The organism is Pseudomonas sp. LB3P14, from assembly GCF_054898045.1.
In genome coordinates, this window is the sequence record NZ_CM142714.1 from 6216570 (window position 1) to 6242292 (window position 25723).

At 59.6% G+C, this 25723-nt stretch carries 22 protein-coding genes and 1 pseudogene; 15 read left to right on the forward strand and 8 right to left on the reverse strand.

Annotated elements, in window-relative coordinates:
- Nucleotides 1–29 precede the first annotated feature (29 nt).
- On the reverse strand, nucleotides 30–827 hold the full coding sequence (locus tag ACYZT5_RS28465) for a hydroxymethylpyrimidine/phosphomethylpyrimidine kinase (protein ID WP_008152868.1): 798 nt from the start codon (nucleotides 825–827) through the stop codon (nucleotides 30–32).
- Nucleotides 828–1130: 303 nt separating this feature from the next.
- Between ACYZT5_RS28465 and ACYZT5_RS28470 the strand changes: the two genes are divergently transcribed.
- The 4 genes from ACYZT5_RS28470 (at nucleotide 1131) to ACYZT5_RS28485 (ending at nucleotide 7570) form a co-directional block, all read left to right on the forward strand.
- A complete protein-coding gene (locus ACYZT5_RS28470; protein WP_462048339.1) occupies nucleotides 1131–3515 on the forward strand; it encodes a 7TM diverse intracellular signaling domain-containing protein in 2385 nt (794 codons plus the stop codon).
- 74 nt (nucleotides 3516–3589) lie between these two features.
- On the forward strand, nucleotides 3590–5239 hold the full coding sequence (locus tag ACYZT5_RS28475; protein WP_462048340.1) for an acyl-CoA dehydrogenase family protein: 1650 nt from the start codon (nucleotides 3590–3592) through the stop codon (nucleotides 5237–5239).
- 117 nt (nucleotides 5240–5356) lie between these two features.
- The gene (gene amn, locus ACYZT5_RS28480; RefSeq protein ID WP_462048341.1) at nucleotides 5357–6856 is read left to right on the forward strand and encodes an AMP nucleosidase; all 1500 of its coding nucleotides are present in this window, start codon (nucleotides 5357–5359) and stop codon (nucleotides 6854–6856) included.
- 72 nt (nucleotides 6857–6928) lie between these two features.
- Nucleotides 6929–7570: a pseudouridine synthase gene (locus ACYZT5_RS28485; RefSeq protein WP_462048342.1), complete on the forward strand. Its 642-nt coding sequence runs from the start codon at nucleotides 6929–6931 to the stop codon at nucleotides 7568–7570.
- On the opposite strand, the gene ACYZT5_RS28490 is transcribed toward ACYZT5_RS28485, so the two are convergent.
- Both ACYZT5_RS28490 and ACYZT5_RS28495 read right to left on the reverse strand, forming a co-directional pair.
- On the reverse strand, nucleotides 7565–7771 hold the full coding sequence (locus tag ACYZT5_RS28490) for a DUF2788 domain-containing protein (protein ID WP_462048343.1): 207 nt from the start codon (nucleotides 7769–7771) through the stop codon (nucleotides 7565–7567). The genes ACYZT5_RS28485 and ACYZT5_RS28490 overlap by 6 nt on opposite strands.
- 240 nt (nucleotides 7772–8011) lie before the next feature.
- Nucleotides 8012–8491, reverse strand: a complete 480-nt coding sequence (locus ACYZT5_RS28495; protein WP_054052470.1) for an Lrp/AsnC family transcriptional regulator — start codon at nucleotides 8489–8491, stop codon at nucleotides 8012–8014.
- 435 nt (nucleotides 8492–8926) lie between these two features.
- On the opposite strand from ACYZT5_RS28495, the gene ACYZT5_RS28500 reads away from it, so the two are divergent.
- Nucleotides 8927–9961 carry a DUF6515 family protein gene (locus tag ACYZT5_RS28500; RefSeq protein WP_462048344.1) on the forward strand — a complete coding sequence of 345 codons (1035 nt, stop codon included), beginning with the start codon at nucleotides 8927–8929 and terminating at the stop codon, nucleotides 9959–9961.
- Here ACYZT5_RS28500 and ACYZT5_RS28505 read toward each other — a convergent pair.
- A complete protein-coding gene (locus ACYZT5_RS28505; protein WP_462048345.1) occupies nucleotides 9955–10851 on the reverse strand; it encodes a cation diffusion facilitator family transporter in 897 nt (298 codons plus the stop codon). The two genes, ACYZT5_RS28500 and ACYZT5_RS28505, sit on opposite strands and share 7 nt — an antisense overlap.
- A 41-nt stretch (nucleotides 10852–10892) precedes the next feature.
- Nucleotides 10893–11312, reverse strand: a complete 420-nt coding sequence (locus ACYZT5_RS28510) for a polyribonucleotide nucleotidyltransferase (protein WP_415771593.1) — start codon at nucleotides 11310–11312, stop codon at nucleotides 10893–10895.
- A 109-nt stretch (nucleotides 11313–11421) separates the two neighbouring features.
- Here ACYZT5_RS28510 and hrpB point away from each other — a divergent pair, with 109 nt between their 5' ends.
- Nucleotides 11422–13938: an ATP-dependent helicase HrpB gene (gene hrpB / locus ACYZT5_RS28515; RefSeq protein WP_462048346.1), complete on the forward strand. Its 2517-nt coding sequence runs from the start codon at nucleotides 11422–11424 to the stop codon at nucleotides 13936–13938.
- Nucleotides 13939–13992: 54 nt separating this feature from the next.
- On the opposite strand, the pseudogene ACYZT5_RS28520 reads toward hrpB, so the two are convergent.
- Nucleotides 13993–14442, reverse strand: a pseudogene (locus tag ACYZT5_RS28520) (aromatic amino acid transporter AroP); the annotation flags it as partial.
- Between the two features lie 108 nt (nucleotides 14443–14550).
- Between ACYZT5_RS28520 and ACYZT5_RS28525 the strand changes: the two are divergent.
- The 4 genes from ACYZT5_RS28525 to ACYZT5_RS28540 all read left to right on the forward strand — a co-directional run bounded on the left by ACYZT5_RS28525 (nucleotide 14551) and on the right by ACYZT5_RS28540 (nucleotide 17243).
- Complete coding sequence (locus ACYZT5_RS28525; RefSeq protein ID WP_462048347.1) at nucleotides 14551–15462, forward strand: alanyl-tRNA editing protein; 912 nt, start codon at nucleotides 14551–14553, stop codon at nucleotides 15460–15462.
- The gene (locus ACYZT5_RS28530) at nucleotides 15455–16387 is read left to right on the forward strand and encodes a hypothetical protein (RefSeq protein WP_462048348.1); all 933 of its coding nucleotides are present in this window, start codon (nucleotides 15455–15457) and stop codon (nucleotides 16385–16387) included. The genes ACYZT5_RS28525 and ACYZT5_RS28530 overlap by 8 nt, the downstream gene beginning before the upstream one ends.
- A gap of 433 nt (nucleotides 16388–16820) precedes the next feature.
- On the forward strand, nucleotides 16821–17078 hold the full coding sequence (locus tag ACYZT5_RS28535; RefSeq protein WP_462048349.1) for a hypothetical protein: 258 nt from the start codon (nucleotides 16821–16823) through the stop codon (nucleotides 17076–17078).
- A gap of 3 nt (nucleotides 17079–17081) precedes the next feature.
- Nucleotides 17082–17243 carry a hypothetical protein gene (locus ACYZT5_RS28540; protein WP_462048350.1) on the forward strand — a complete coding sequence of 54 codons (162 nt, stop codon included), beginning with the start codon at nucleotides 17082–17084 and terminating at the stop codon, nucleotides 17241–17243.
- A gap of 196 nt (nucleotides 17244–17439) precedes the next feature.
- Here ACYZT5_RS28540 and ACYZT5_RS28545 read toward each other — a convergent pair whose 3' ends face one another.
- A complete protein-coding gene (locus ACYZT5_RS28545) occupies nucleotides 17440–18354 on the reverse strand; it encodes a LysR substrate-binding domain-containing protein (protein ID WP_462048351.1) in 915 nt (304 codons plus the stop codon).
- 225 nt (nucleotides 18355–18579) lie between these two features.
- Here ACYZT5_RS28545 and ACYZT5_RS28550 point away from each other — a divergent pair, with 225 nt between their 5' ends.
- From ACYZT5_RS28550 to ACYZT5_RS28570, 5 genes are all read left to right on the forward strand, one after another.
- Nucleotides 18580–20073 carry an aldehyde dehydrogenase gene (locus ACYZT5_RS28550; RefSeq protein ID WP_462052323.1) on the forward strand — a complete coding sequence of 498 codons (1494 nt, stop codon included), beginning with the start codon at nucleotides 18580–18582 and terminating at the stop codon, nucleotides 20071–20073.
- A gap of 31 nt (nucleotides 20074–20104) precedes the next feature.
- Entirely contained in the window at nucleotides 20105–21475 is a 1371-nt protein-coding gene (locus tag ACYZT5_RS28555) for an aspartate aminotransferase family protein (protein ID WP_462048352.1), read from the forward strand.
- 384 nt (nucleotides 21476–21859) lie between these two features.
- A complete protein-coding gene (locus ACYZT5_RS28560) occupies nucleotides 21860–22846 on the forward strand; it encodes an ABC transporter substrate-binding protein (protein WP_462048353.1) in 987 nt (328 codons plus the stop codon).
- A gap of 9 nt (nucleotides 22847–22855) precedes the next feature.
- A complete protein-coding gene (locus ACYZT5_RS28565; RefSeq protein ID WP_462048354.1) occupies nucleotides 22856–23659 on the forward strand; it encodes an ABC transporter permease in 804 nt (267 codons plus the stop codon).
- Entirely contained in the window at nucleotides 23647–24483 is an 837-nt protein-coding gene (locus ACYZT5_RS28570; RefSeq protein ID WP_462048355.1) for an ABC transporter ATP-binding protein, read from the forward strand. Before ACYZT5_RS28565 ends, ACYZT5_RS28570 begins: the two co-directional genes overlap by 13 nt.
- Before the next feature lie 133 nt (nucleotides 24484–24616).
- On the opposite strand, the gene ACYZT5_RS28575 is transcribed toward ACYZT5_RS28570, so the two are convergent.
- Nucleotides 24617–25696, reverse strand: coding sequence for an endonuclease/exonuclease/phosphatase family protein (locus ACYZT5_RS28575; protein ID WP_462048356.1), 1080 nt, complete (start codon nucleotides 25694–25696; stop codon nucleotides 24617–24619).
- Nucleotides 25697–25723: the final 27 nt, after the last annotated feature.

Consider the following 25723-nt stretch of genomic DNA (forward strand, 5'->3'; position numbering starts at 1 on the left):
ACAAGCCTCACCGCATTGCTTATAGAAAGTTACGAACAGAAATCCAGCGGCAGGCGACGCGGCACGAACTGGCCTTTGCCTAGCTGCTCCGCGTCACGCAGGGTACGCCAAGTGTAGTTAAGCGCCGTCTGCACGGCGCTAGCGAGGTTTTCACCCAGGGCCAGACGACCCGCCAGGGCGCTGGCCAAGGTGCAACCGGAACCGTGATAACTGCCGGGCAGGCGTTGGCAGGTGAAGGTTTCGCGGTGACCGTCGCGGCTGTACAGGCGATTGTGGATTTCGTGTTCATCGCCATGGCCGCCGGTGATCAGCAGGTGTTTGACGAAGGGCAGGAGTTTTTCAGCGCACTCGTCCGCGGTGCCTTCGGGCAGTTCGGCGAGGATGCGGGCTTCGGGAAGATTAGGGGTGGCGATGATCGACAGGGGCAGCAGGCGTTCGCGCATGGCGTAGCCGACTTCGTCCTTGCCCAGGCGTCCGCCGCCACCGGCGCGCAGCACCGGGTCGCAGACCACCGGCAAATGCGGGTGCGCCGACAGCAGTTCGACCACGGTGTCGACCATTTCCAGGGATCCGAGCATGCCCAGTTTGACTGCGGCTACCGTCGAATCGTTGAGCACGGCGTTGGCCTGGGCCAACACCCACTCTCGGTCGAGGACGCGGAAGTCCGTGACGTTGACCGTGTCTTGCACGGTCAGGGCGGTGACGGCCGGGGCCGCATGACAACCCTGAGCGAGCAGGGCTTCGATATCTGCCTGCAAGCCGGCGCCACCACTTGGGTCGTGGCCGGAGAGACAGAGGACAACGGGGCGAGAGCTGTAGATATTCATGGTGCGCGAGCTTACCACCAAACATCTATTTTCGGGTGTCGACCAATAAGCTTTGGAACGAGAAAAGGCGTGCGCCTTCCGGCCATTGTCGCACTCTGATCGGGCAAACAGCTCTATCTCAAAACATGGTGCTGGAACGCCCGTGCTAGAGCCTTTGTAGGAAAAATTTCAATGGTGTTCAATGGCCACCAACGGCTATGCTAGAGTGGATCCAAACCAATAACAGGTAATACCGGTTTTACGTCTACTCAAAAGGAATGAGGGGCTTCCTGAGATAACCGGACAGGCCACGCTGGGGCTTAAATGCGCTATTTGCTGATGTTGCTGTTGTGCTTGCCCCTCATGGCGAGTGCAGTCGAGTTTGATGAATTCACTCAAAGCCTTCCCCTGGGCCGAACCCTGCAAGTGTTCGAAGACGCGGGCGGTCAGGCGACCATCGCCGATGTCCGTGCGCAAGCCGCGGCCGGAAACTTCAAGCCCCACGACAAAGACACCCTCAACGCCGGTTACTCGCGTTCAGCGTTCTGGTTGAAAATCGACCTGCATTACCGCCCCACCAACCCCGCGGTGCAACGCACCTGGCTGCTGGAACTGGCCTATCCGCCCCTTGATCACCTTGATCTGTACTTGCCCGATGCTGCCGGTGGCTATCAACTGGCACGACAGACCGGTGATGCCTTGCCGTTCGCCACTCGCGAGATCCGCCAGAACAACTACCTGTTCGATTTGAACTTCACCGCTGATCAAGCGCAAACCGTGTACCTGCGCCTGCAGAGTCAAGGGTCGATCCAGGCGCCAGTCACCTTGTGGTCGAGCACAGCTTTCCTCGAACAACAACCGGTCCGACTCTATGTGTTGGGGCTGATCTACGGCGTGTTGCTGGGCATGCTGGTCTACAACCTGTTCATCTACCTCAGCGTGCGCGATACCAGTTACCTCTATTACATCTTCTACATCGCCTCGTTCGGCCTGTATCAGTTGTCGGTAAACGGCGCAGCCGTGGAATATTTCTGGCCGAACAACCCGTGGTGGGCCAACGCCGCCACGCCGTTTTTCATCGGTTGCGCGGGGCTCTTCGGCAGCCAGTTCGCCCGTAGTTTCTTGCAGACCACAACGTACAGTCGTTGGCTCGACCGCTTGCTTGTGGCCTTGATTGCGTTCAGCGCGGTGGTGGTCGGGTTGTCATTGATGGCCAGTTACGCCCTGGCCTTGCGTCTGGCGACAGCGCTGGCATTGGTCTTCACTGTGGTGATTTTTGCCGCAGGGATTTTCGCCTGGCTGCGTGGCCTGCGCGTGGCGCGTTATTTCATCATTGCCTGGTCGGCGTTTTTACTCGGCGGCATCGTCAACACCCTGATGGTGCTGGGTTACCTGCCGAACGTGTTCCTGACCATGTATTCCAGCCAGATCGGCTCGGCAATTGAAGTGGCGCTGCTGTCCCTGGCACTGGCCGATCGCATCAATGCCATGCGCGAGCAACAGGCGCAGACCCTGTTCGATGCCGGCCAAAAGCTCGAAGTGCTGAACCAGCAACTGGCGCACAGTAACAAGCTCAAGGACGAATTCCTCGCCACCCTGACCCACGAACTGCGCACGCCCATGAATGGCGTGATCGGTTCGCTGGAGCTGATGCAGACCGTCGAGATGGACCCGGAGCTGGAGCACTACCAGCAAACGGCCGCAGGCTCGGCGCGAGACATGATGCGCATGGTCAACGGCATCCTGACCCTGACCGAGTTGCAGGCCGGCAAACTCAAGGCCTATCCGGCCACCTTCAGTTTGCGCGGCGTGGTTGAGGCTTTGCGCCTGCAGTTCGAGGGCAACGCTCTGAGCAAGTCGCTGGACTTCAAAGTCGACGTGACGGCGGGGCTGCCGGATCGCTTGCACGGCGACAGCGCCAAGTTGGCGCAGTGCCTGGAATGCCTGCTGGATAACGCGATCAAGTTCACTCGAATTGGCGGGTTAGCGCTGCGGGTGACGGGTAAACCCCTGGAGCCCAACCGACTGGCACTGTCGTTTGCGGTGATCGACACCGGCATCGGCTTCACCGATCTGGGGGAGGCGACCCTTTATCAGCGGTTCTTCCAGCTCGACGGCTCAATGACCCGAGAATATGGCGGTCTGGGCGTCGGCCTGGCGATCTGTCGGCAACTGGTGGAGTTGCTCGGCGGGCGCCTGACTCACCGCTCAGAGCCTGGGCGGGGCAGCCGCTTCCAGCTCGACGTCGAGTTCGAACTGCCCGTGGTGGAACGGCCGTCAGTGCCCTTGATGACCCGGGAATTTCCTCGCCTGCGACTGCCTCAGGACTGCAGGGTGCTGCTGGTTGATGACAACAGCATCAATCAATTGGTGATGCGCGGGATGTTGCTCAAGCTGGGGTTCCGGGTGCGCACCGCCGACAATGGGGCTAGCGCGCTCGATCACTTGCAACGCGAAACCTTTGATGCGGTATTGCTCGATTGCCAGCTAACACCTCTGGACGGCGCGTCCCTCTGTTGCCAGATCCGCGCGTTGCCGGGCTGCACCGAAATGCCGGTATTCGTGATTGCCTTGAGCATTGATCGGGAACGCTACCCGACCGGCGCCTTGATCGATTACCTGAACAAGCCGGTGAAGTTCGAAGACCTGCAGGCAGCGCTCTATCGTCGCGTGCTGTGTCCGAAGCAAGGCGAAAGCGCCGACAGTTAGGCAGATATGACACTTTGTTCAGCTAAGGGGCGGTGCTTAACTGAAGTCCCTTGGCTGACCAAAGGAGCCCCGTCATGAACCTGCATCAGTTCGCCGAAACCCACGAAGTCACCAACCAGCCACCGTCGCTGGACGGCACCAACCTGTATCGCATCGACCTGCCGTTGCAGGAGTGGTCGCGGCGTTTCGGGGCCGGGTGGGCCGAGTCTCGGATCGACGCTTACGGTGCCCTGGCCGGCGGGCCGCTGATGGAAGCGGGGTTCCTGGCCAATCAGAACAAGCCGGTTTTCAGCAGTCATGACCGTTACGGCCATCGCATCGACCTGGTGGAATTTCACCCGGCCTATCACGAGCTGATGCGCACGGCGGTCGAGCACGGTTTGACCTCGTTGCCTTGGGTGCATCCGCAGTCCGGCGCCCACGTCGCCCGCGCCGCCATGACCTACCTGCACAGCCAGGCCGAAGCCGGTAGTGGTTGCCCGCTGACCATGACCTTCGCCAGCGTCCCGGCGATGCGTTTGCAACCGGATCTGGCCAAGCAGTGGCTGCCGAAAATCCTCTCTACCGAATACGACCCGCGCAATGTCGGCATGGCCCACAAGGCCGGGGTCACGATCGGTATGGCGATGACCGAGAAACAGGGCGGCACCGACGTGCGGGCCAACACCACCAAGGCTTATCCGGTCGGCGCCAGTGGTCCGGGCCAGGCGTATGAGCTGGTGGGTCACAAGTGGTTCTGTTCGGCACCGATGTGCGATGCCTTCCTGACCCTGGCCCAGACTGACAAGGGGTTGACTTGTTTCCTGCTGCCGCGCCACCGTCCGGACGACACGCGCAATCAGTTCTACATACAGCGACTGAAGAACAAACTCGGCAATTGTTCCAACGCTTCCAGTGAAGTGGAGTTCCGTGGTGCGCTGGCATGGATGGTCGGCGAGGAGGGGCGGGGCGTTCCGACCATTATCGAAATGGTCGCCATGACCCGCTTCGATTGCATGGTCGGTTCCAGTTCGCTGATGCGCCAGGCCCTGACCCAGGCCAGCCATCACTGCGCTCACCGCAAGGTCGGCGGCAAGTTACTCAGCGAACAACCTTTGATGCAGAACGTACTGGCCGACCTGGCCCTGGAAAGCGAAGCCGCCCTGGCCTTGAGCCTGCGCATGGGTCGGGCGCTGGATCATCTGGATGACGACCATGAAGCCAAATTCGCTCGGCTAGTCACGGCGGTAGGCAAGTACTGGATCTGCAAACGCGCGCCCGGAATGATCAATGAAGCCGCCGAATGCATGGGCGGTGCCGGTTATGTCGAAGACAGCATCTTGCCGCGGTTGTACCGTGAGGCACCGGTCAATTCGACGTGGGAAGGTTCCGGCAACGTGCAATGCCTCGACGTTTTGCGAGCGTTGTCGAAGGAGTCGGGTGTGCTCGACGTATTGTTCAGCGAATTGGGTGACGGCCTTGGCGACCAACGCCTGGCCGTGCACATCAGCCAATTGAAGTCGGCCTTCAAGGACACCAGCGACATTCAATACCGCGCCCGCCAGCTCACCGAAGATATTGCTTTGGGCCTTCAGGCCAAGCTGTTGCTGGAGGCTGGCAACAGTGCCGTCAGTGACGCGTTCATTGCCAGCCGCCTCGGTTCCGCCGGTCGGGTGTATGGCGCGTTGCCACGAGGGCTGGAGGTGGCAGCGATTGTCGCCCGGTCAACTCCTCAAGGTTTTTGAGACGTGAAAAGATCGCAGCCTTCGGCAGCTCCTACGGATGTACGACGAACCTGTGTAGGAGCTGCCGAAGGCTGCGATCTTTTTTCGCTGTTCCCGTGAAGCGATGATGCAGGCAAGATGAAGGTCTGCAAGTCAGAACACAGGATGCTGATCGTGACCGAAGCTTTTATTGTCGTTCAAACCGCCGAGCAAGCCGTGGATCGGCTTGCGCTCTTGCACAATCGTGCAACCACCGCGCTGAACCAGGCGCTCAAGCGTTACCTCAAGGATCGTGTCGAACCGGACGCCGAACAGCGTGCGATGTTTCGTTATCCAGAACTGCGTCTGACCTACCATTGCCAGGGCGAAGTCCCACAAACCACGCGCGCCTATGCCAAGGTTCAGTTGCCGGGGACCTACAGCGTCACCGTCACCCATCCGGCGGCCTTCCGTAAATACCTGCTGGAACAACTCGTTCCGTTGATGCACGACTTCACCGTGACCGTGGAAGTTGGCATCAGCCAGCAAAACATTCCTTATCCGTACGTGGTCGAGCAGGGCGATGAGCTGGCCGGCTCCGGCGTCACAGCAGCCGTGCTGGCGCGGGTGTTCCCGAGTACCGACCTGTCGGCCGCGACTGATGGCATCGCCGACGGTTTGTACGATTGGGAAAACACCGATCCGCTGCCGTTGGCCTTGTTCGACGCCGCGCGGGTGGATTTCTCCCTGCGCCGCCTGGTGCATTACACCGGCAGCGACTGGCGTCATGTGCAACCGTGGATTCTGCTGACCAACTACCACCGCTATGTTGACCAGTTCATCGTCCATGGTCTGGAACAGTTGCGCAGCGATCCGCGTTTCGTGCGCATGGTCTTGCCGGGCAACGTGATCATCGAAAAGAGCATGGACCACGGCGAAGCCTCGGCGATTGCGGCGGGCGTGGTTTGGCACCGCTATCAAATGCCGGCCTATCACCTGATCGCCACCGACGGCCATGGCGTGACCCTGGTCAACATCGGCGTCGGCCCGTCCAACGCCAAGAACATCACCGACCACCTGGCAGTGCTGCGTCCGCATTGCTGGCTGATGATCGGCCACTGTGGCGGCTTGCGTCAGTCGCAGACCATTGGCGATTACGTGCTGGCGCACGCCTACATGCGTCGCGACGGAATACTCGATCGGGTCGTGCCGCCGAATATCCCGATTCCGGCCCTGGCCGAAGTGCAGATGGCGTTGCAGCAAGCGGCGGCCAACATCACCGGTGAGAAGGGCGACGAGCTGAAAAAGCGCCTGCGCACTGGCACCGTACTGACCTACGACGACCGTAACTGGGAATTGCGCTGGGCTCAGGAACGTCCGCTGATCAACCTGTCTCGCGCCGTGGCGGTGGACATGGAAAGCGGCACCATCGCCGCGCAAGGTTATCGCTTGCGGGTTCCGTACGGCACGTTGCTCTGTGTCTCGGACAAACCGTTGCACAGCGAAATCAAGCTGCCGGGTTCGGCCAACGCCTTCTATGAGCGCGCGGTCAGCCAGCACTTGAAGATCGGGATCGAGGCGGTGGACCTGTTGCGCACCGAGCTCAACTCGCTGCACTCGCGCAAACTGCGCAGCTTCGACGAACCACCGTTCCGCTAACGGTTTGTCGTGGTCATTTGGCGGTCGGGGCACTAGCATTAGCAGCCCTGACCGTTAGATGTTGTTTTCCCCATGTCTCGTCCTCAACGTCCCGTTTCCCGCCGCCCTGGCGTGAAGCCTGCGCCATCTTCCTCAGCCCCGCGCCGAGTCGCCAAAGCGCCGCCGGCCGAGCCGAAGCTGATTCTGTTCAACAAACCTTTTGATGTGCTGACGCAATTCAGCGACGGCGAAGGGCGGGCGACGCTCAAGGATTTCATCGAGATTCCCGGGATTTACCCGGCAGGACGACTGGACCTTGACAGCGAAGGTTTACTGTTGCTGACCAACGACGGCCAGCTTCAGGCGCGGATCGCCGATCCGAAACACAAACTGGCCAAGACCTATTGGGTGCAAGTGGAAGGCGAGCCGAACGCCGAGCAATTGCAGCGCTTGCGCGATGGCGTCGAGCTGAACGATGGCATGACGTTGCCGGCCGAGGCGCGGCAACTGGATGAGCCGCAGTTGTGGCCACGCAACCCGCCGGTGCGCTTTCGCAAAAGTGTGCCGACCAGTTGGCTGGAGCTGGTGATTCGCGAAGGTCGCAACCGCCAGGTACGGCGCATGACCGCGGCGGTTGGCTTGCCGACGTTGCGCCTGGTGCGGGTCAGAATCGGCGACTGGTCGATCGAAGGGCTTGATCAGGGCCAGTGGAAGGAAGTGCCGGCGCGGTTATGAATGGTTTTCGATGTAAGCGATGACCACGCTTTTGACGATGAACGCGAAGATCCCCAGGCCCAGCACGAAGAACAGAATCAGGGTGCCGAACTTGCCCGCCTTGGACTTCTTCGCCAGATCCCAGACGATGAAACCCATGAAAATGATCAGGATGCTGACCAGTCCGGTCATCATCCACTCTTCGAATACTGCAGGATCCATCGAACATCTCCAGCGCGGGCGAGGCTAAAAAGGGCGGGGCGAGTATACGCCAAGGCGGATTGGCGGAGCATTGACCTGCGGCGGTGTGCCGCAGCTATTCGTCGCCCTGTTAGTGATCGTTCCCACGCTCTGCGTGGGAATGCCGCCATGGACGCTCTGCGTCCGCTGTGGATCGTGACGCAGAGCGTCACAGGATGCATTCCCACGCGGAGCGTGGGAACGATCAGCGCGGGGAATGGTTCAGCCACGCAGATGAGTCAGCGGCAACTCGGTACTGTTGAGCACCTGGTTCAACACAAAACTCGACCGCACACTCGTCACCCCTTCAATCCGGGTCAGATGCCCCAGCAGCAATTTCTGATAATGGTCCATGTCCGGCACCACCACCTTGAGCTGATAGTCGGCATCCATCCCGGTCACCAAGCTGCACTCCAGCACTTGCGGCAAGGTACGAATGGCCGCTTCGAAGTTTTCGAAACGCTCCGGCGTGTGTCGGTCCATACCGATCAACACGTAAGCCGTCAGGCTCAGGCCGAGCATCTTGCGGTCCAGCAGGGCTACCTGGCGGGAGATGTAACCGTCGTCTTCCAGCTGCTTGACCCGCCGTGAGCATGGCGAGGGAGACAGGCCGATGCGTTCGGCCAGCTCCTGGTTGGAGATGCGCGCGTCACGCTGCAATTCCGCCAAAATGCTCAGGTCGTATCGGTCGAGTTTGCTCATCAATCAGGCCTTTGTCATAACTATTGCGGTGGATTATCTATCCAGGGTTAAAAATTGCGCAAGTGATGTTTATTTGAGCAATCTTCGCAATCCTCTGCTGGCACCGCGAGCCTATTCTTATCACCAGAATCACTGCTCGGACAAACAGTCCACAGCGGCTCGCCTAATCAGGCCAGCTGCGGTCGCCACCCCCACAGGGGATGTGCCGGCCCCCGAGCTACACACTGTCCACAAGACGGCGTGAGGTGAGCCGACGTCAAAAGCGTCGAGCACGGACGAAGTTCTCAAAGGGAGGCCGACGGGTCTCCCTTTTCTTTTGCCCGGAATTTGGTGAAGCCGCTCAATAAATAAGTTGCATGACTGATAACCTGTTGCAGAACCGGCCGGTGCTTTCCCAGTCTTACGTACAGGCCCTAACCCGCAGTGAGGAAAAGCATGAAGTCGCGCATCTGGCGTTTGGCCGGTGTTGGTTTGCTGTGTATCAGTGTCACTGCGCAATCGCTGGCCGATGAGCCGCAAAACCGGGGTCCCGAGGGTGGACAACATGGCTCGGACGGCCATCAGGGAAACAATCAGGGCCATGGCGGCAATAATCAGCCACGGCCGCAGAACAATCCGCAGCAGAATCAGCCGCGTCAGCAGAACAACGACATCATTCGTGGCGACAACAGCCGTCAGTTCGAGCACAACGGCCAGAATCAGCAGAACCGTCAGACGCACGACTACAACAGTCCGGTTCGACCGTCACCGCCACCGCCGCAACTACCGGCCAATGACCTGCCGATTCAGGGCCGGCCTGACACCGTGCGCCAGACCCAGCAGCCGCAGCGTGGTTACTATCAGGACGTTCCGCGGCGCAGCGATAACAACCAGCACTGGCAGAACAACGGTCCGCGTCCCGATGACCATCGCTGGTCCGGTCGTCCGGATGGGCACGGTAATGGCTGGGGCTCCGGCCCGCAGTACCGACCCGGTCATGTGATCGATCGCTTCCCGGACCGGGATTACCGCGTGCCGTATCGTGGTCAGGATTACTTCTACTCCGGCGGCTACTGGTATCGCCCGCTCGGCCCGCGTTATGTGGTGGTGCAGCCGCCACGCGGGATTCGTGTCCACTACATGCCCGATTACGCCCGTGAAGTGTGGATCGGCGGTGCGCTGTTATTCCTCGCGGCCGGCTCTTACTACGCCTACGAAGAAAGCACTCAGGATTACGTCGTGGTCGAGCCGCCCGTGCAACCGCAGCCGCAACCGGTCAGCAATAGTTATGACGTGGTGGCGTATCCGGCCAATGGTCAGTCGCCGGAGCAGGTCAACCAGGACGGTTACGAGTGCTATCAATACGCAGTGCAGCAGAGTGGCTTCGATCCGCGGACGGCCACCTACCAGCCGGACCCGTCGGTGGTGCAAGCCTACCGCCAGGCCCAGGGCAACTGCCTGAGCAGTCGCGGTTATCAGGTGAGTTACTGAGCCGGGGTGGCCTGCACCACTTCCTGCGGGTCGGCGTGCACCAGCACTTCGGCTCGCGGGTAGGCAGCGTGAATGGCATCGGCGGCTTGATCGCTGATGCCGTGAGCGACTGACAGGGTCAAATCCCCCGGCAATTCCAGGTGCAACTGCACGAACCACTGGCTCCCCGAAATCCGTGTGCGCAAGTCGTGCGCCCCCAATACTCCCGGTACGCTACAGGCCAGTTCGAGCATGTGCTGGCTGACGTCTGACGGTAGTTCTTCATCCATCAGCACCGTAAAACTTTCCCGGCCGATCTGAATCGCGCTCCAGAGGATGTAGAGGGCGATCGCCAATCCAAACCAAGGGTCGACCTGATGCCAGCCAAACCCGGCGAGCACCAGCGCCACCAGAATGCTGCCGTTGAGCAGCATGTCCGAGCGGTAATGCAGAGAGTCGGCGCGCACCGCGCTGGAGCCGGTCGCCTTGACGACCCGATGTTGCAACATCAGCAGGGCCAGCGTCAGCACCAGGGAAAACACAATCACCCCGATACTGATCCATGGCGCCCCCACCGGTTCCGGGTGTTTGAGTCGATCGATCGCCTGCAAGGCAATCAGTACCGCACTGCCACCAATGAACAACGCCTGGGCCATGCCCGCCAACGACTCGGCTTTGCCGTGCCCGTACCGATGATCGTCGTCGGCCGGGCGCAAGGCGTAATGCACAGCGAGCAGGTTGAGTAGCGAAGTGACACCGTCGAGGGCCGAGTCGGTCAGCCCGGCGAGCATGCTCACCGAACCGCTCAACCACCAGGCGATGGCTTTGGCGACGATCAACGTGCACGCCACCGCCACCGAGGCGCGGGTCGCCAGCCGCAGCAGGCGGGCGTGTTCGGAGCTTGCGATCATAGGGGCGGCGATTCCTTTGAGTGATCCTTCACAGGCACGGATTATGCGGCAGGTTGCAGGCCAAACATGGCCAGTTGCTGGGTGCTGCCCTTGTGCTGAATCAGACGCGGGTCGTCCAGCGGGAAGCTACGTCCCAGTTCGGTTTCGAGAATAGTCTGCAACTTGTGGTTATCGACCTTGCCGTCGGCGCCGATGGCTTCCTTGAGTTTTTCCGGGGCCACCTGGGCGGTCTTGCCGGGCTCGAAGTAAATCGCGCCAGTGGCGAAGTCCACGGCAAACGCGATCAGGCCGGGGATGATGTAGAACAGCAGACCCACGGCATCGAGCGCGGCGATGGCCGGGTCGATCTTGCCATCGATCTGACCGCGACGGTCAGGGTAGAAAATCGATCCGCAAGCGGTCACCTGGGTCAGCAACGTCGCGACCAATACACCGCCAATCAAGCGAAAGGGAACACGCATATGAAATCTCCTGGGTAATTTCAAAACGAAAGGGCGCCTGTATGAATTAGGACCGTGATTAACGCCGAGCAGTTCGCCGTTATACTCGGCCCTCTGTTTTGGAGCCAGCATGATTTCCTTGCCGATTGATGAAGTTTTACCCGCCCTGCGTGATGCCTTGGCGACACGCCACGAAGCCGTGCTCGAAGCACCGCCCGGTGCCGGTAAAACCACCCGCGTGCCGTTGGCCTTGCTCAACGAGTCCTGGCTGGCCGGGCAGACCATTCTGATGCTCGAACCGCGCCGGTTGGCCGCACGAGCAGCAGCGGAGCGGCTGGCCAGTGAGCTGGGCGAGAAGGTCGGCGAAACCGTCGGTTATCGCATTCGTCTCGACAGCAAAGTCGGCCCCAACACCCGCATTGAAGTGGTCACCGAAGGTATTCTCACTCGGCGCTTGCAGGACGACCCGGCGCTCGAAGGCGTTGGCCTGCTGATCTTCGACGAATTCCACGAGCGCAGCCTCGACGCCGATCTGGCGCTGGCCTTGAGTCTGAATGGCCGCGAGCTGTTCCGCGACGACCAACCGCTGAAAATCCTGTTGATGTCGGCCACGCTGGAAGGCGAACGCCTGGCCGGGTTGCTCGATGACGCGCCGATTCTGCGCAGCGAAGGCCGTATGTACCCGGTGGCGATGCGCTGGGGCCGACCGTTCCAGCCTGGTGAATTCATCGAGCCGCGTTTGGTGCAGACCATTCTCGAAGCACTGAATGACGAAACCGGCAGCGTGCTGGTGTTTCTGCCAGGGCAGGCGGAAATCCGTCGCGTGCATCAACAACTCGCCGATGCGCTGGGCGCGAGCACACAGGTACTGCTTTGCCCGTTGCACGGCGAACTGGATCTGGCCGCGCAACGCGCCGCAATCGATCCGGCACCGGCCGGAAAACGCAAAGTGGTGCTGGCCACCAACATCGCCGAGACCAGTCTGACCATCGACGGCGTGCGCGTGGTGATCGATGCCGGGTTGGCGCGAGTGCCGCGCTTCGATCCCGGCAGCGGCATGACCCGCCTCGACACCCAACGTATCTCTCGTGCCAGCGCCACTCAGCGTGCGGGTCGGGCAGGGCGGTTGGAGCCGGGCGTGTGTTATCGGTTGTGGTCGCAGGATCAGCACGAACAATTGGCGGCCTACGCCAGCGCGGAAATCCTCTCGGCGGACCTTGCCGGCCTGGCCTTGCAACTCGGTCGCTGGGGCGTTACGCCGGGACAGTTGGTTTGGCTCGACGTACCGCCCGCGGCGGCTTATGCACAGGCTCAAGATCTGCTGGAGCGCTTGGGTGCATTGGACGCAGAAGCGCTGACCCGTCACGGTCAGGCCATGGCCGAACTGCCGGCTCATCCACGCATCGCCCATTTGCTGTTACGCGGTCAGGCACTCGGCTTGGCCGACATGGCGTGCGATGTTGCGGCATTGCTCGGTGAGCGGGATATTTTGCGTGGCGCCGGGGCGGATCTGCACAGCCGATTGGTGCTGTTGTCCGGCGAAGAACGGGCCGCACGCGGCGCTCAGGGTGGCGTTCAACGTGCCCGGCAACTGGCGCGGCAATTTCGCGGTTACCTGCGGGGTAAAGCGTCGGAACCTGTCAGCGATCCGGATCATCCGCGTTGGCTCGGCGCGTTGTTGGCGTTGGCCTATCCCGACCGCGTTGCCCAGCAGCGTCGTGCCGGTGGCGCGGAGTATCGCCTGGCTAACGGTCGCGCAGCGCTGTTCGCCGAAGCCGACAGTTTGATGAAGCAACCGTGGCTGGTGATCGCCGACCTCGGCAGTCGTCAGGGCCAGCGTGAAGAACGCATTTATCTGGCGGCGGATTTCGATCCGGCGCTGTTCGACTCGGTGCTGGCCGAGCAGGTTCGCGTGGTCGATCAACTGGATTGGGACGAGCGCGAAGGCGTGTTGCGCGCCGAGCGGCAGCGCAAGGTTGGCGAGTTGATCCTCAGCCGTGAACCGCTGACCGGTCTCGATGAAACGGCCCGCAGTCAGGCGTTGGTGAATCTGGTGCGACGTAAAGGTCTGGAGCTGCTGCCATGGACCCCGGAACTGCGTCAGTGGCAAGCGCGAGTGGCGTTGCTGCGACAGCTGGACCTCAGCAGTAAAGATCAGAGTGAATGGCCGGATGTCAGCGATGCTGCATTGCTCAAAAGCCTCGAACATTGGTTGATGCCGTATCTGGGCAAAGTCTCGCGGCTCAGCCATTTCGCCAATCTGGACCTGTCGAGCATCGTTCATAACCTGCTGCCATGGCCCCTGCCGCAACGGCTGGATGAGCTGGCGCCGCATCATTTGAGCGTGCCGTCGGGTTCGTCGATTCGTCTGGATTACAGCGAGCAGCCGCCGATTCTGGCGGTGCGGTTGCAGGAGTTGTTCGGCCTGGCAGAGACCCCACGCATTGCCGGTGGCCGGCAGGTGGTCAAACTGCATCTGCTGTCCCCGGCGCGGCGACCGGTGCAGGTGACCCAGGATCTGGCGAACTTCTGGCGCAGCACGTATGCCGAGGTGAAGAAAGATTTGAAAGGGCGTTATCCGAAGCATTATTGGCCGGATGATCCGCTGGTGGCCGAAGCGACCGCGCGGATCAAACCCCGCAAGTAAGGACGTACATGCCCGGCCTCAGCCGGGCGACGGCAGTCCGAGACTTGCAATCGTTCAGGCCTCCCCGTAGAGGCCCTGCGAAACACTGCGTTTGTGCTTGATGCCATGGCAGATCCACATCAACGCAATCCATATCGGTATCGCGTACACCGCCATCTGATAGATGGGATCCAGCAGCATGACGCCCAATATAAACACCACGAATGCCAGGCAAACATAGTTGCCATAGGGGTACCACAGCGCCTTGAACCGCGATGTCTGTCGGGTGTTGTTCATGTGCTGGCGAAATTTGATGTGGGACAGGCTGATCATCGCCCAATTGATCACCAGCGTCGCAACCAGAGACAGCAGCAATTCCAGGGCATGCTGCGGGATCATGTAGTTCATCAGCACCGCGATCAGGGTCACGGCCGCCGACGCGAGGATGGAGCGCACGGGGACCCCGCGCCTGTCGATCCTGACCAGGCTTTGCGGGGCGTCACCTTGTTCGGCCAGGCCCAGCAATGGTGATTGCGGCTTTTCCATGGTCATACGGTCTTCGAAGACTTGACTTATTTTCAAAATATATCAATCAGTTGGGTTGTCCTTCGGCTCGACATGCAGCGAGGTCGCATGCGCAGCTTGGAAACATCTTGCGGAAGAAACATATTTCTATCTGTTGAGTTTATAGGTGTGGGTGGTATTCAATGCATCGCAGACGGAGATGCCAACGACTCCATGGAAGCCCTCGATGATTCGCGAGGGCTCCCAGCGCAACCCGGTGAGACTTTACTCGAGGTAAAAATGAGCGAAACGCAGCCTTTATTTCACGAAAAACCGTATCTGAAGCAACTGGAATGTCGAGTCGACTTGCTTGAACGCGACGACGCGGGTCTTCCTTTTGCGCTCCTTGGCGAGACAGTATTCTACCCGCAAGGAGGCGGACAGCTCGGAGATCGAGGCGTGTTGAATATTCCGGACCAAGGGAAGGATGAGGCACTGCGAGCGTTGGAGATTGTGTCGACCAAGAAAAGGGATGATCAGATCAGGCACTACTTGAGCGTTGACGATGAGGCGTTCACGCTGCTGAGAGAGTGCGCGATTGGCCAGCAGGCTACGGCAACGCTTGATTGGCCATTGCGATATCATCAGATGCGTCTTCATTCGGCCATGCATTTGATGCACTGCATGCTAGAGCAGACGCTTGGGCGGTCCATTCCACACCCGGTACGCTCTCCATTGAGTGACGACGGTGGGGAGAATCAATACGAGTTTATCGGAGAGTTCGACGAAGACAGTTTGAGGCGAGCGACGGATGCCTTGAACGAGTTTTGCTCTGCAAGTCATGAGATTCGTACGGAAGCGGATACGAGCAAAGGACATGGATTTCGTTGGTGGCAATGCGAAGACTGGTCAATTCCCTGTGGGGGAGTTCATGTGCGTAATACGCAGGAAATAGGCGTGGTAACTTCCAGTATGAAAATCAAGAAAAATACGACCAGAGTGGTTGTCACTCTGTCGGCAGAGGCTGAAGAGCTTGGATAGTAAACGAGCGTTTGGTGCGTTTCTCCTGCAGTTGCGGATCGAAACGGGGCACCTGAAGGTTTCAACGTTTCTCGATGAGGTCAATATTCCATTTTCGGCCAATTACTATCGTGACGTTGAGGCCGGAAGGAAATACCTGAGTATTGATGCCGCCGTGGAGTTGCATGACCATCTTGGTATCGACGCCTCAAGCAAAGTCAGTTTTGATTATTTTTGGCATTACTTCAGAGACTTGTTGCCCGCTAACGTCCACGAGATGCTGTTTGGTAAAGGTGTCGAAGTCACGGATCTTTCTTCCAGGCTTGAGCTGAGAGAGCATGATTCGAAAATTTTACGTCGGGCGCTGAGTTTAAGTCGGTATGAGCGTGAGTTCATCATCACCGAAGAGGTGATCGCAGCATTCGAAGAGAACTTTGAACTGCTGCCATTGATGACTTATCTCTATATGGTGGACAGTGCCTCCGTTGCTGAAATCCAGTGGGTGTGCCAACAAATTGGCCTTGCCTACGATCAACATACGGAAGCTTTCCTGAGCCTTGTCTCCATGGAACGGAAAGCACCTGAAGATTCCTTTGTTCGTCATGCACCAACGCTGAGGATGCCCAGAACAGTTGATGCGTTGAGGTTGAAGGATCAGTTCCTGCGCCATGAAGTGGAACGGTCGCTGCTCAAGCCTGAAAAAAGTGAATACTTTGATGTTTCAGGTACTTTCAAATACAGCTCTATGGTGACACTGAAAGACGCGGAAATAGAACAGATTCAGGACCGTCTTGTGGATCTTTTCTCTCTCATTGAAGTGCATAACAAGTCAGGGCGTCAGCTCGAGGACTCAGGCGCCCAACCTTATTTCTTTGGGTTAATTGTTTCTGGCCGTCAGGAGTATGACGGGCGTGCGGCTCGAAAGACCAAAAGTACCAAGGAATGAACATGCAGGAGGCGGGTGTCATCGCCTTCTTTGTTCATTGATTCGCGACCGTCGACCGCTCACAGGAGTGCGCGGGATAGCGCGGTGATCCGGCAGATAAAAAGAAAACTGGCAGTGATCAGTCAGAACAGGGATGAGACTAATGAATACTCTGGTTGTTGAAAAACTTCGTCAGCTGTTTGGCGAACGTTTAACAGTGCTCTGGATCTCGACTTGGTTGCCTGGGTCGCGATGACAAATCCTCGCCCGCCGAATAGTCCTGTATGTGCAAGCCAGGCTTCAGTTAGCACTCAGGTCGCATAAATATCGAATGAACTTTGAGCTATTGTCCTTGCGCGCTGGCTCAGCAGTCAAACAAGACTAGCAATATCACTTTTAATTAAAAGCAAGTTTTCGCATTGCCATAACCTAAACGTTTTTAAGGAGTTCATCCGTGAATCGTTATCAGCCTCTTAAAGCTAACGCATCCAACACCCCAACTTTCTATATAGACTCGCATGCCGCACCCAGCCTGTTGTTTGAAGATGCCTGTTTCAGAATACGCGCCGCCACCAGGCTTTTAGAGGCGCTGACATCCGTAACCGTAAAACATACTGTTGATGCGGACTTCTTCCGACTGATACTTCCAGCCTATTTGTTGTTGCAGGATGGTGTCGACGCGCTGGATCAAATAACGTTTAAAGGACAGTAAGTCATGGCTAAACCAGCAACCGTTGAAATGATCAAAGCAGCAATGATGAAAGCAATTGAAACGGGGCTTGTTCCTCGTCACCCTCACCTTGATGGCTATATCAGAAGTTGGGAAAGTCTGGCGCTCGTCATCCAGGCTGCGCTTGAGGCAACACCCGAAAACTGATGGGTCTCGCGCGCTATTTTGTAAAGGTCTGAAGTCCCCACCGATTTTGATGTCCTCACTACTTGAGGCTCAAAAAAATAAGTCGAGGGTGTAATTAGTTTTGTGTAAACGGTCATTTGGCATTGGCATTGGCATTGGCATCGGCATCGAGATCGAACGCAGGTCACCTCAGGTTTCCTGAATGGGGCCGGGGCTTTCAAGCACCGGCCTTCGCAGTAAGTTGCTCCCGACAATAATCAGCAAATAACTGCGCCGGTTTGGTCAGTTGCCCGCGCTTGAGCCACGCCGCCACCAGCCCTGAGCCGGTGACGTCTTCGACGATGTCCACGCACACCACTTTCTTGCCGTCATAGGTGCATTCCGAATGCGGCCGGGTGACGAGGATCGAGAAGCCGAACCCTTGCCCGACCATCCCCCGCACCATCTCGATCGACGGCGAGCTGAAGGCGATATTCGGTGCCAGGTCCAACTCCTCGAACAGGCTGACGAAGTAGGTCCGGCTCGGTTGCACGTCCAGCAAAATCATCGGCTCCAGGCACAGATCGCGCAGCGACACTTGCTTGAGCTGAGCAAAGCGATGATCCGCCGGCAGTAACGCATAAGGCCGCTGCGCCGGCATCAGTGGTTCGGTCTGGATGGTGGCGTCGAGGTCGTGTTCATACAGGATCGCCAGGTCGAAGGTGCCCGAGGTCAGGCCTTGCACCAGCTCTTGCTGCTCGCCGTCGCGGATGCGGATTTTCACCCCCGGATACAGCGCCGAGAACCCGGCAATCAACTGCGGCAGGTACAGCGGAGCGACCGTTTCGAAGCAACCGATATCGATTTGTCCGGCCACCACGTCGTTGTCGGCGAGGGCGTTCTGTTCGAACTCCTTGGCCATGCGCAACAGTTCCTGGGCCTTGCGATAGAAGCGCGCGCCGCTGGGGGTCAAGGATACGCCCTGAGCGTGATGACGGATCAGCAGTTGCACGCCGAAGCTGTCTTCCAGACCTTTGATCGCCGTGGAGATCGCCGGTTGGGCGATGTACAGCTTGCGCGAAGCCTCGGCGACGCTGCCGCATTCGACGGTGGTGATGAAGTACTTCAATTGACGCAGATTGTAGGCAGCCACGGCAAACCTCGGGGCGGATGGACTCGACATCCAGGCAATTTTTGCGCCGACTGCATCCGTTCTGACGACGGTGTTGTTATGCCTGAACAATAACCACATACCGCGCCACCGGGGAGATTGGCTGCCCAGTTTTTTCATGGTCTGCAAAGATATTTTTACTATTTTTCCTCGACACGGGCCTGAGCCACCATCCAGACACAAGAAAAGTCCATGGAGCATCTGAACGTGTTCGAGCTTGCATATTGGCAGAACAAAGGCGCCGCGCTGCGGTTACCCGACCAGGCCGTCATCGACGGCAAACCCCGCTCGGCGCAGTCGGGCCAGACCTTCGCAGCGATCAACCCCGCCACCGGCCAGTGCCTGGCGAATGTGACTGCGTGCGGCGATGAAGAGGTGAACGCCGCGGTCAGCAATGCGCGGCAAGTGTTCGAGGCCGGGACCTGGTCGGCGCGATCGCCGGGCGAGCGCAAGCAAGTGCTGCTGCGCCTCGCCGACCTGATCATGGCCCACCGCGAAGAACTGGCGCTGCTCGACTCGCTGAACATGGGCAAACCGGTGATGGACGCCTACAACGTCGACGTGCCGGGCGCCGCCGGGGTGTTTCGCTGGTACGCCGAAAGCCTCGACAAACTCTATGATCAGATCGCCCCCAGTGCGCAAAACGTGTTGGCAACCATTACCCGAGAAGCGTTGGGTGTGGTCGCGGCGGTAGTGCCCTGGAATTTCCCGCTGGACATGGCCGCCTGGAAACTCGCGCCAGCGCTGGCCGCGGGCAATTCGGTGATCCTCAAACCCGCCGAACAGTCACCGTTTTCCGCCCTGCGTCTGGCCGAGCTGGCGCTGGAAGCCGGGCTGCCAGCAGGCGTGCTGAACGTGCTGCCCGGGCTCGGCGAGCAGACCGGCAAAGCCCTCGGTTTGCACCCGGATGTCGATTGCCTGGTGTTCACCGGCTCCACCGAAGTGGGCAAGTATTTCATGCAGTACTCGGCGCAATCGAACCTGAAACAGGTGTGGCTGGAGTGCGGCGGCAAGAGCGCCAATCTGGTGTTCGCCGATTGCCAGGACCTCGATCTGGCGGCGCAGAAAGCCGCGTTCGGGATCTTCTTCAATCAGGGTGAAGTGTGTTCGGCCAACTCGCGGTTGCTGGTGGAGCGTTCGATCCATGACGAGTTCGTCGGGCGCCTCAAGGCGCAGGCCGAATGCTGGCAGCCGGGTGATCCGCTGGACCCGGCGAGCCGCGCCGGGGCGATTGTCGACAGCCGTCAGACGGCACGCATCATGAAGTTCATCCAGCAGGCCGAACGCCAAGGCGCGACCCGGGTGTGTGGCGGTCGGCAGTCGATTTTCAACGGTTCCGACAACTTCATTCAGCCGACGATTTTCACGGGTGTGAGTGCGGACATGCCGCTGTTTCGCGATGAAGTGTTCGGCCCGGTGCTGGCGGTCACGGCGTTCGATGATGAAGCCCACGCCTTGCAGCTGGCCAACGACAGCGTCTACGGATTGGCGGCCTCGCTGTGGACCGATGATTTCAATCGCGCCCACCGCGTGGCGCGGCAATTGCGAGCAGGCACGGTGTCGGTCAACAGCGTCGATGCGCTGGATGTGACCGTGCCTTTCGGCGGCGGTAAACAATCCGGTTTCGGCCGCGACCTGTCGTTGCATTCATTCGATAAATACACCCAGTTGAAAACCACCTGGTTTCAGCTGCGCTCATAACAGCCGCTAATAACAAAACGGAGAACTGGCGATGACCACACCACGTGAAACCCGCGACTACCAGGCCGCCGATGCTGCGCACCACATTCACGCGTTCGTCGATCAAAAGGCACTCAACGACGAAGGGCCCCGGGTGATGGTCCGTGGTGAGCGCCTGCACCTGTGGGACAACGATGGTCGGCGTTACCTCGACGGCATGTCCGGACTGTGGTGCACCAACCTCGGTTACGGCCGCAAGGACCTGGCTGCCGCCGCGTCCCGGCAACTGGAGCAGTTGCCGTACTACAACATGTTTTTCCACACCACTCACCCGCAAGTGATCGAGCTCTCGGAGCTGCTGTTCAGCCTGTTGCCGGGGCACTACAGCCACGCGATCTACACCAACTCCGGCTCCGAGGCCAACGAGGTGCTGATCCGCACCGTGCGTCGTTACTGGACGATCCTCGGCAAGCCCGAGAAGAAAATCATGATCGGTCGCTGGAACGGATACCACGGCTCGACCCTGGCGGCGACGGCGCTCGGTGGCATGAAGTTCATGCACGAAATGGGTGGCATGCTCCCCGACATCGAACACATCGATGAGCCGTACTTTTTCGCCCACGAGGGCAACCTGACCCCGGCTGAATTTGGCTTGCGGGCGGCGCAACAACTGGAAGCGAAGATTCTCGAACTCGGCGCGGACAAGGTCGCCGGGTTTATCGCTGAACCGTTCCAGGGTGCCGGCGGGATGATCTTTCCGCCTGAGAGCTACTGGCCAGAAATCCAGCGGATCTGCCGCAAGTACGACGTGCTGTTGTGCGCCGATGAAGTGATCGGCGGCTTCGGTCGCACCGGCGAATGGTTCGCCCACGAGCACTTCGGTTTCGAGCCGGACACGCTGTCGATCGCCAAGGGTTTGACCTCGGGTTACATCCCCATGGGCGGATTGATTCTGTCGAAAAAAATGGCCCAGGTGCTGGTGGAGCAGGGCGGGGTGTTTGCCCACGGCTTGACCTACTCCGGGCACCCGGTGGCAGCGGCGGTGGCCATCGCCAACCTCAAGGCGCTGCGTGATGAAGGGGTGGTGACGCGGGTCAAGGATGACATCGGCCCCTACCTGCAACAGTGCTTGCGCGAGGTGTTCGGCAATCACCCGTTGGTGGGCGATATTCAGGGTGTCGGGATGGTGGCGGCGCTGCAATTGGCGGAAGACAAAACCAGTCGCAAGCGCTTTGCCAATGAGAACGGCATCGCCTGGCGTTGCCGCACGATCGGCTTCGAAGAAGGGGTGATTATTCGCTCGACGCTGGGGCGGATGATCATGGCGCCGGCGTTGATTGCCAGTCGTGAAGAGGTTGATGAGTTGGTCGGCAAAACCTTGCGTGCGGTGGATCGTACGGCGCAGGAATACGGCCGGCTCTGACACCCCTCTGACCGCTGATCGTTCCCACGCTCCCGCGTGGGAATGCAGCCCGGGACGCTCCGCGTCCCAAAAGCGGACGCAGAGCGTCCATTGAGGCATTCCCACGCAGAGCGTGGGAACGATCTTCGTCTCACTGTTTGCACCCACCTCGGGCACCCCCGCCCACAGCGCCCTTTCGCAGTGCGCGCTACCCAGTTTTTTCATCGCTCGCAGCGACATATTTCCTAATTTTCCTAATCCCCGCCTTGGGCCAACATCGACCTCGCCAGTCAGCCAAACGCTGACCACCGAAAGGTCCATCAGAGACCTCAGGTTGCTTCTGCTCCAAGGCCACTGGCCGTACTGCCCATGACAAAACTAAATCAACAGCTTTGGGAGTGCTCCATGATCAAGTCCTTGCTTACCCGCTTCGCTCATCCACTGGCGGTCACCGCCATCGCCGCGACGGTCGCCACCAGCGCCCAGGCCGGCACCCTGTCCATCGGTCACACCACATGGGTTGGCTACGGCACCCTCTACCTCGCCCAGGACCTGGGCTACTTCAAGGAAGGCGGTTTGACCGTCGATTTACCCGTCGTCGAAGAGGCTTCGATGTACATGGCTGCGCAAGCCTCGGGAGAGTTATCGGGCTCGGCGTCGACCATCGACGAAGTGCTCAAGTACCGCCCGCAATTCTGCTTCAAAGCGGTGGCCGTACTCGATGACAGCCATGGTGGCGACGGCGTGCTCGTGGGCAAGGACGTCAAGAGCCTGCAGGAGCTGAAGGGCAAAGCCGTGGCGGTGAACGAAGGTTCGACCTCGCAGTTCTGGTTGTCCTATTTGCTGAAAAAACACGGCATGACAATGAGCGACATCACCGTGCAGAACATGACCGCCGACGATGCCGCTACCGCGTTCATCGCCGGTCGCGTGCCGGCCGCCGTGACGTGGGAACCGCATCTGTCGATGGTCCGCAGCAAGCAACAAGGCAAGGTGCTGATCGACAGCAGCAGCACGCCGGGAGTGATTGTCGACGTGGTCGCGCTCAACTGCACGGTCATCGAGAAGCAGCCGGCAGACGTCAAGGCGTTGGTCGCCGGTCTGTACAAAGCGGTGAAATACACCCAGGACCATCCGGAAGAAGCCTACAAAATCATGGCCAAAGGTGTCGGCGGTTACCTGGCCGATCCGAAGGAACTGGCCGCTGCCGCACAAGGCGTGCGTTTCTACGATCAGGCCATGAGCGAAAAACTCCTCGGCTCGCCGGGCAAGCCGGGTGACAGCGAGCCGCTGATCAAACTGGCCAACGAGACCGCCAGTGAATTGCAGGGCAAACCCTACAACGTCAGCAATGACGACCTGATCGACAACCGCTTCGTCAGCCCGCTCTAGGAGGTCCGCATGTTCAAGCGCAATTCATGGCTGAGCCGCTGCATCACGCCCAAGACCGGCCTGCCAGTACAGGTCATCTGGAGCGCGAGCGGTCTGGCCTGGGTGTTGTTGATCGGCCTGTGGGCCGGGTTGTCGTACGGCGGCGTGGTGCCGGGCATGTTCCTGCCGACACCGGGCGCGGTGGTCGAGGCCGCCGTGCGCCTGAGCCGCGACGGTACGCTCGGCCAGCACGTGTGGGCCAGCCTCGAAGTGGTGATGGTCGGTTTCATCATCTCGTCGCTGGTGGCGGTGCCACTGGGGTTGCTGATGGGCAGCTTTCGCATCGTCCAGGCGTTCCTTGAGCCGATGGTCAATTTCATCCGCTACCTGCCGGTGACCTCGTTCGTGCCGCTGTTCATTCTGTGGATCGGCATCGGTCTGGAGCAGCGGGTGTCGGTGATCATCTTCGGCGTGTTTTTCCAGCAACTGGTGATGATCGCGGACGTGTCCAAAGGCATCTCCAAGGACTTGATCAACGCGTCTTACACCTTGGGCTCGAATCGCCGCGATGCGGTGCTGCATGTGATCGCCCCGGCGTCGTTGCCGGGCGTGCTCGACACCTTGCGTGTGACCATGGGCTGGGCCTGGACTTACCTGGTGGTCGCCGAGCTGGTCGCGGCTTCCAGTGGTCTGGGCTATCTGAGCCTCAAAGCCATGCGCGGCTTTCAGGTGGATGTGATTTTCCTGGCAATCGCGATCATCGGCCTGCTGGGCCTGGTCACCGATCAACTGTTCCGTTTCCTACGTCTGAGGATCGCCGCATGGGCTCAGTAAGCGCCGTCAACCCTCGTTTCGTCACACCCACGGCCGCCCCGGTGCACGCTGCGCCACGGCTGCAAGTGGACAAGGTCAGCCTGCGCTATCAAAAACCTGACGGCGGCATGTTCACAGCGTTAGAGCAGGTGTCGTTCGAAGTGCCGGATCAACAATTCGCCGTGCTGGTCGGGCCTTCGGGCTGCGGCAAGTCGAGTCTGCTGTACCTCACTGCCGGTCTGAATGAGCCCACGGAAGGCGAAATCTACGTCGGCGGCCAGCAAGTGCAGGGCCCAGGCGCGGATCGCGGCATGGTGTTCCAGAGCTATACGTTGTTCCCGTGGCTGACCGTGCGCCAGAACGTCGAATTCGGTCTCAAGCGTCGTGGCATGGCCGCCGCCCAGCGCAAGGAAATCGTCGACTATTACGTCAATGAAGTCGGCCTGACGGGATTCGCCGACAACTACGCCAAGCAGCTTTCCGGCGGCATGATGCAGCGCGTCGCCATTGCTCGGGCGCTGGCCAACGACCCGCAAATCCTGCTGATGGACGAGCCCTTCGGTGCACTCGACAGCCAGACACGCCTGCAAATGCAGCAGCTGTTGTTGCGGGTCTGGGGCAACAGCAAGAAGACTGTATTGTTCGTGACCCACGATATCGACGAGGCGATTCTGCTGGGTGACCGGGTCTACGTGATGGGGGCCAGGCCTGGGCGGATCAAGCAGATTCTGGACGTGCCGATCGAGCGTCCACGCACCCTGGACATGGTCATGGAGCGCTCGTTCATCGACATGAAGCGAAAGATCTTCGGGTTATTGCACGATGAGCTGGAGGAGGAACATTGAGCCTGTGCGTCGTGCGCCATCCCTGTGGGAGCGAGCCTGCTCGCGAAAGCATTGTGTCAGCCAACATCAAGGTTGAATGTACTGCCGCCTTCGCGAGCAGGCTCGCTCCCACAGGTGATGCATCGAGCAGGCACTAAGGCGCCGCAGGCAAGAGGAACCTTGCGATCACCGGCAAGTGATCGGAAATGCGCAAGGTATCGTCCTGCCTCACCGTCGCCTCGACCCGTTTGATCCGCGGACTGTAGAACAGGTAATCGACAGTCCGGTCCGGGCCGCTCAAGCCCGGATCGTTCGGGTAGTGGGTCAGCCACTGCGCCCGATCAATGCCGCTGGCTTCGTTGTTGGTCGGGATCATCGGGTATTTGTCCCACAGCACATGCAGCGCGCTGTCGGCGGAGTAGGGCGTGCGTTGCTCATCGGGCAGGCGCCGATATTGCCCCAGCGGCAACAGGTTGAAGTCCCCGCCAATCAACCACGGCGAGCCACGGCTTTCGAACTTGTCGAGCACTTTGGCCACGGCCGTTATCTGGGCTTGCAGGGTTTCGTCGGGCTGGATGACGCGGTCCAGATGGGTGTTGAGCACCACTATCTGACCGCGGTCACTCAAGGGCAGATAGGAGACCAGCAAGGCGTTTTTCGGTTTGAACTGGCGGGTGACGAAGTTGGCCGGTGCGACTGGTAATTGCAGACGTTCGGCGTGTTCAATCTGATAGCGGCTGAGGGTGGCCAGTTGCCGGCCGACGCTGCCGAAGAGGTGCGGCTCAGGCACGAAATCGGCTTTCCAGTCGAAGGCGTGAGCGCTGCACGGATAAAGGTCCGCGACCCGCTCCTGAAGCAGCTTGAATTGGTTTTGGTAATCGCTGGCCTTGGCGCCGTCATCGAGCTCCTGCAACAGCACGACATCCGGTTGCTCGTCGCGGATCACCCGCGCCACTTCATCGAGGCTGAAGGCCATGTCATCGGGCGTGGGTTTTTCGTCATTGCCGGCCGCCAGGTCATTCCAGAATACATAGCGTTTTCCCGCCAGGTACTGGACGTTCCAGGTCATCACCTTCAGCGCCTGGCCGGGCACCAGCGTCGGTGCCTGGGCGTTGCAACTGACCGGTGATGCTTCCTTGGCTTCGGGGCGCCAGGTCAGGCTGTAGATCAGCAAGGCAATCAGGCCGGTCACAATCAACAGGCCCAGCAGGGTGTAGCGCAGTAGACGGGTCATGGCTCGGCTTATAGCGTTACAAAAGTT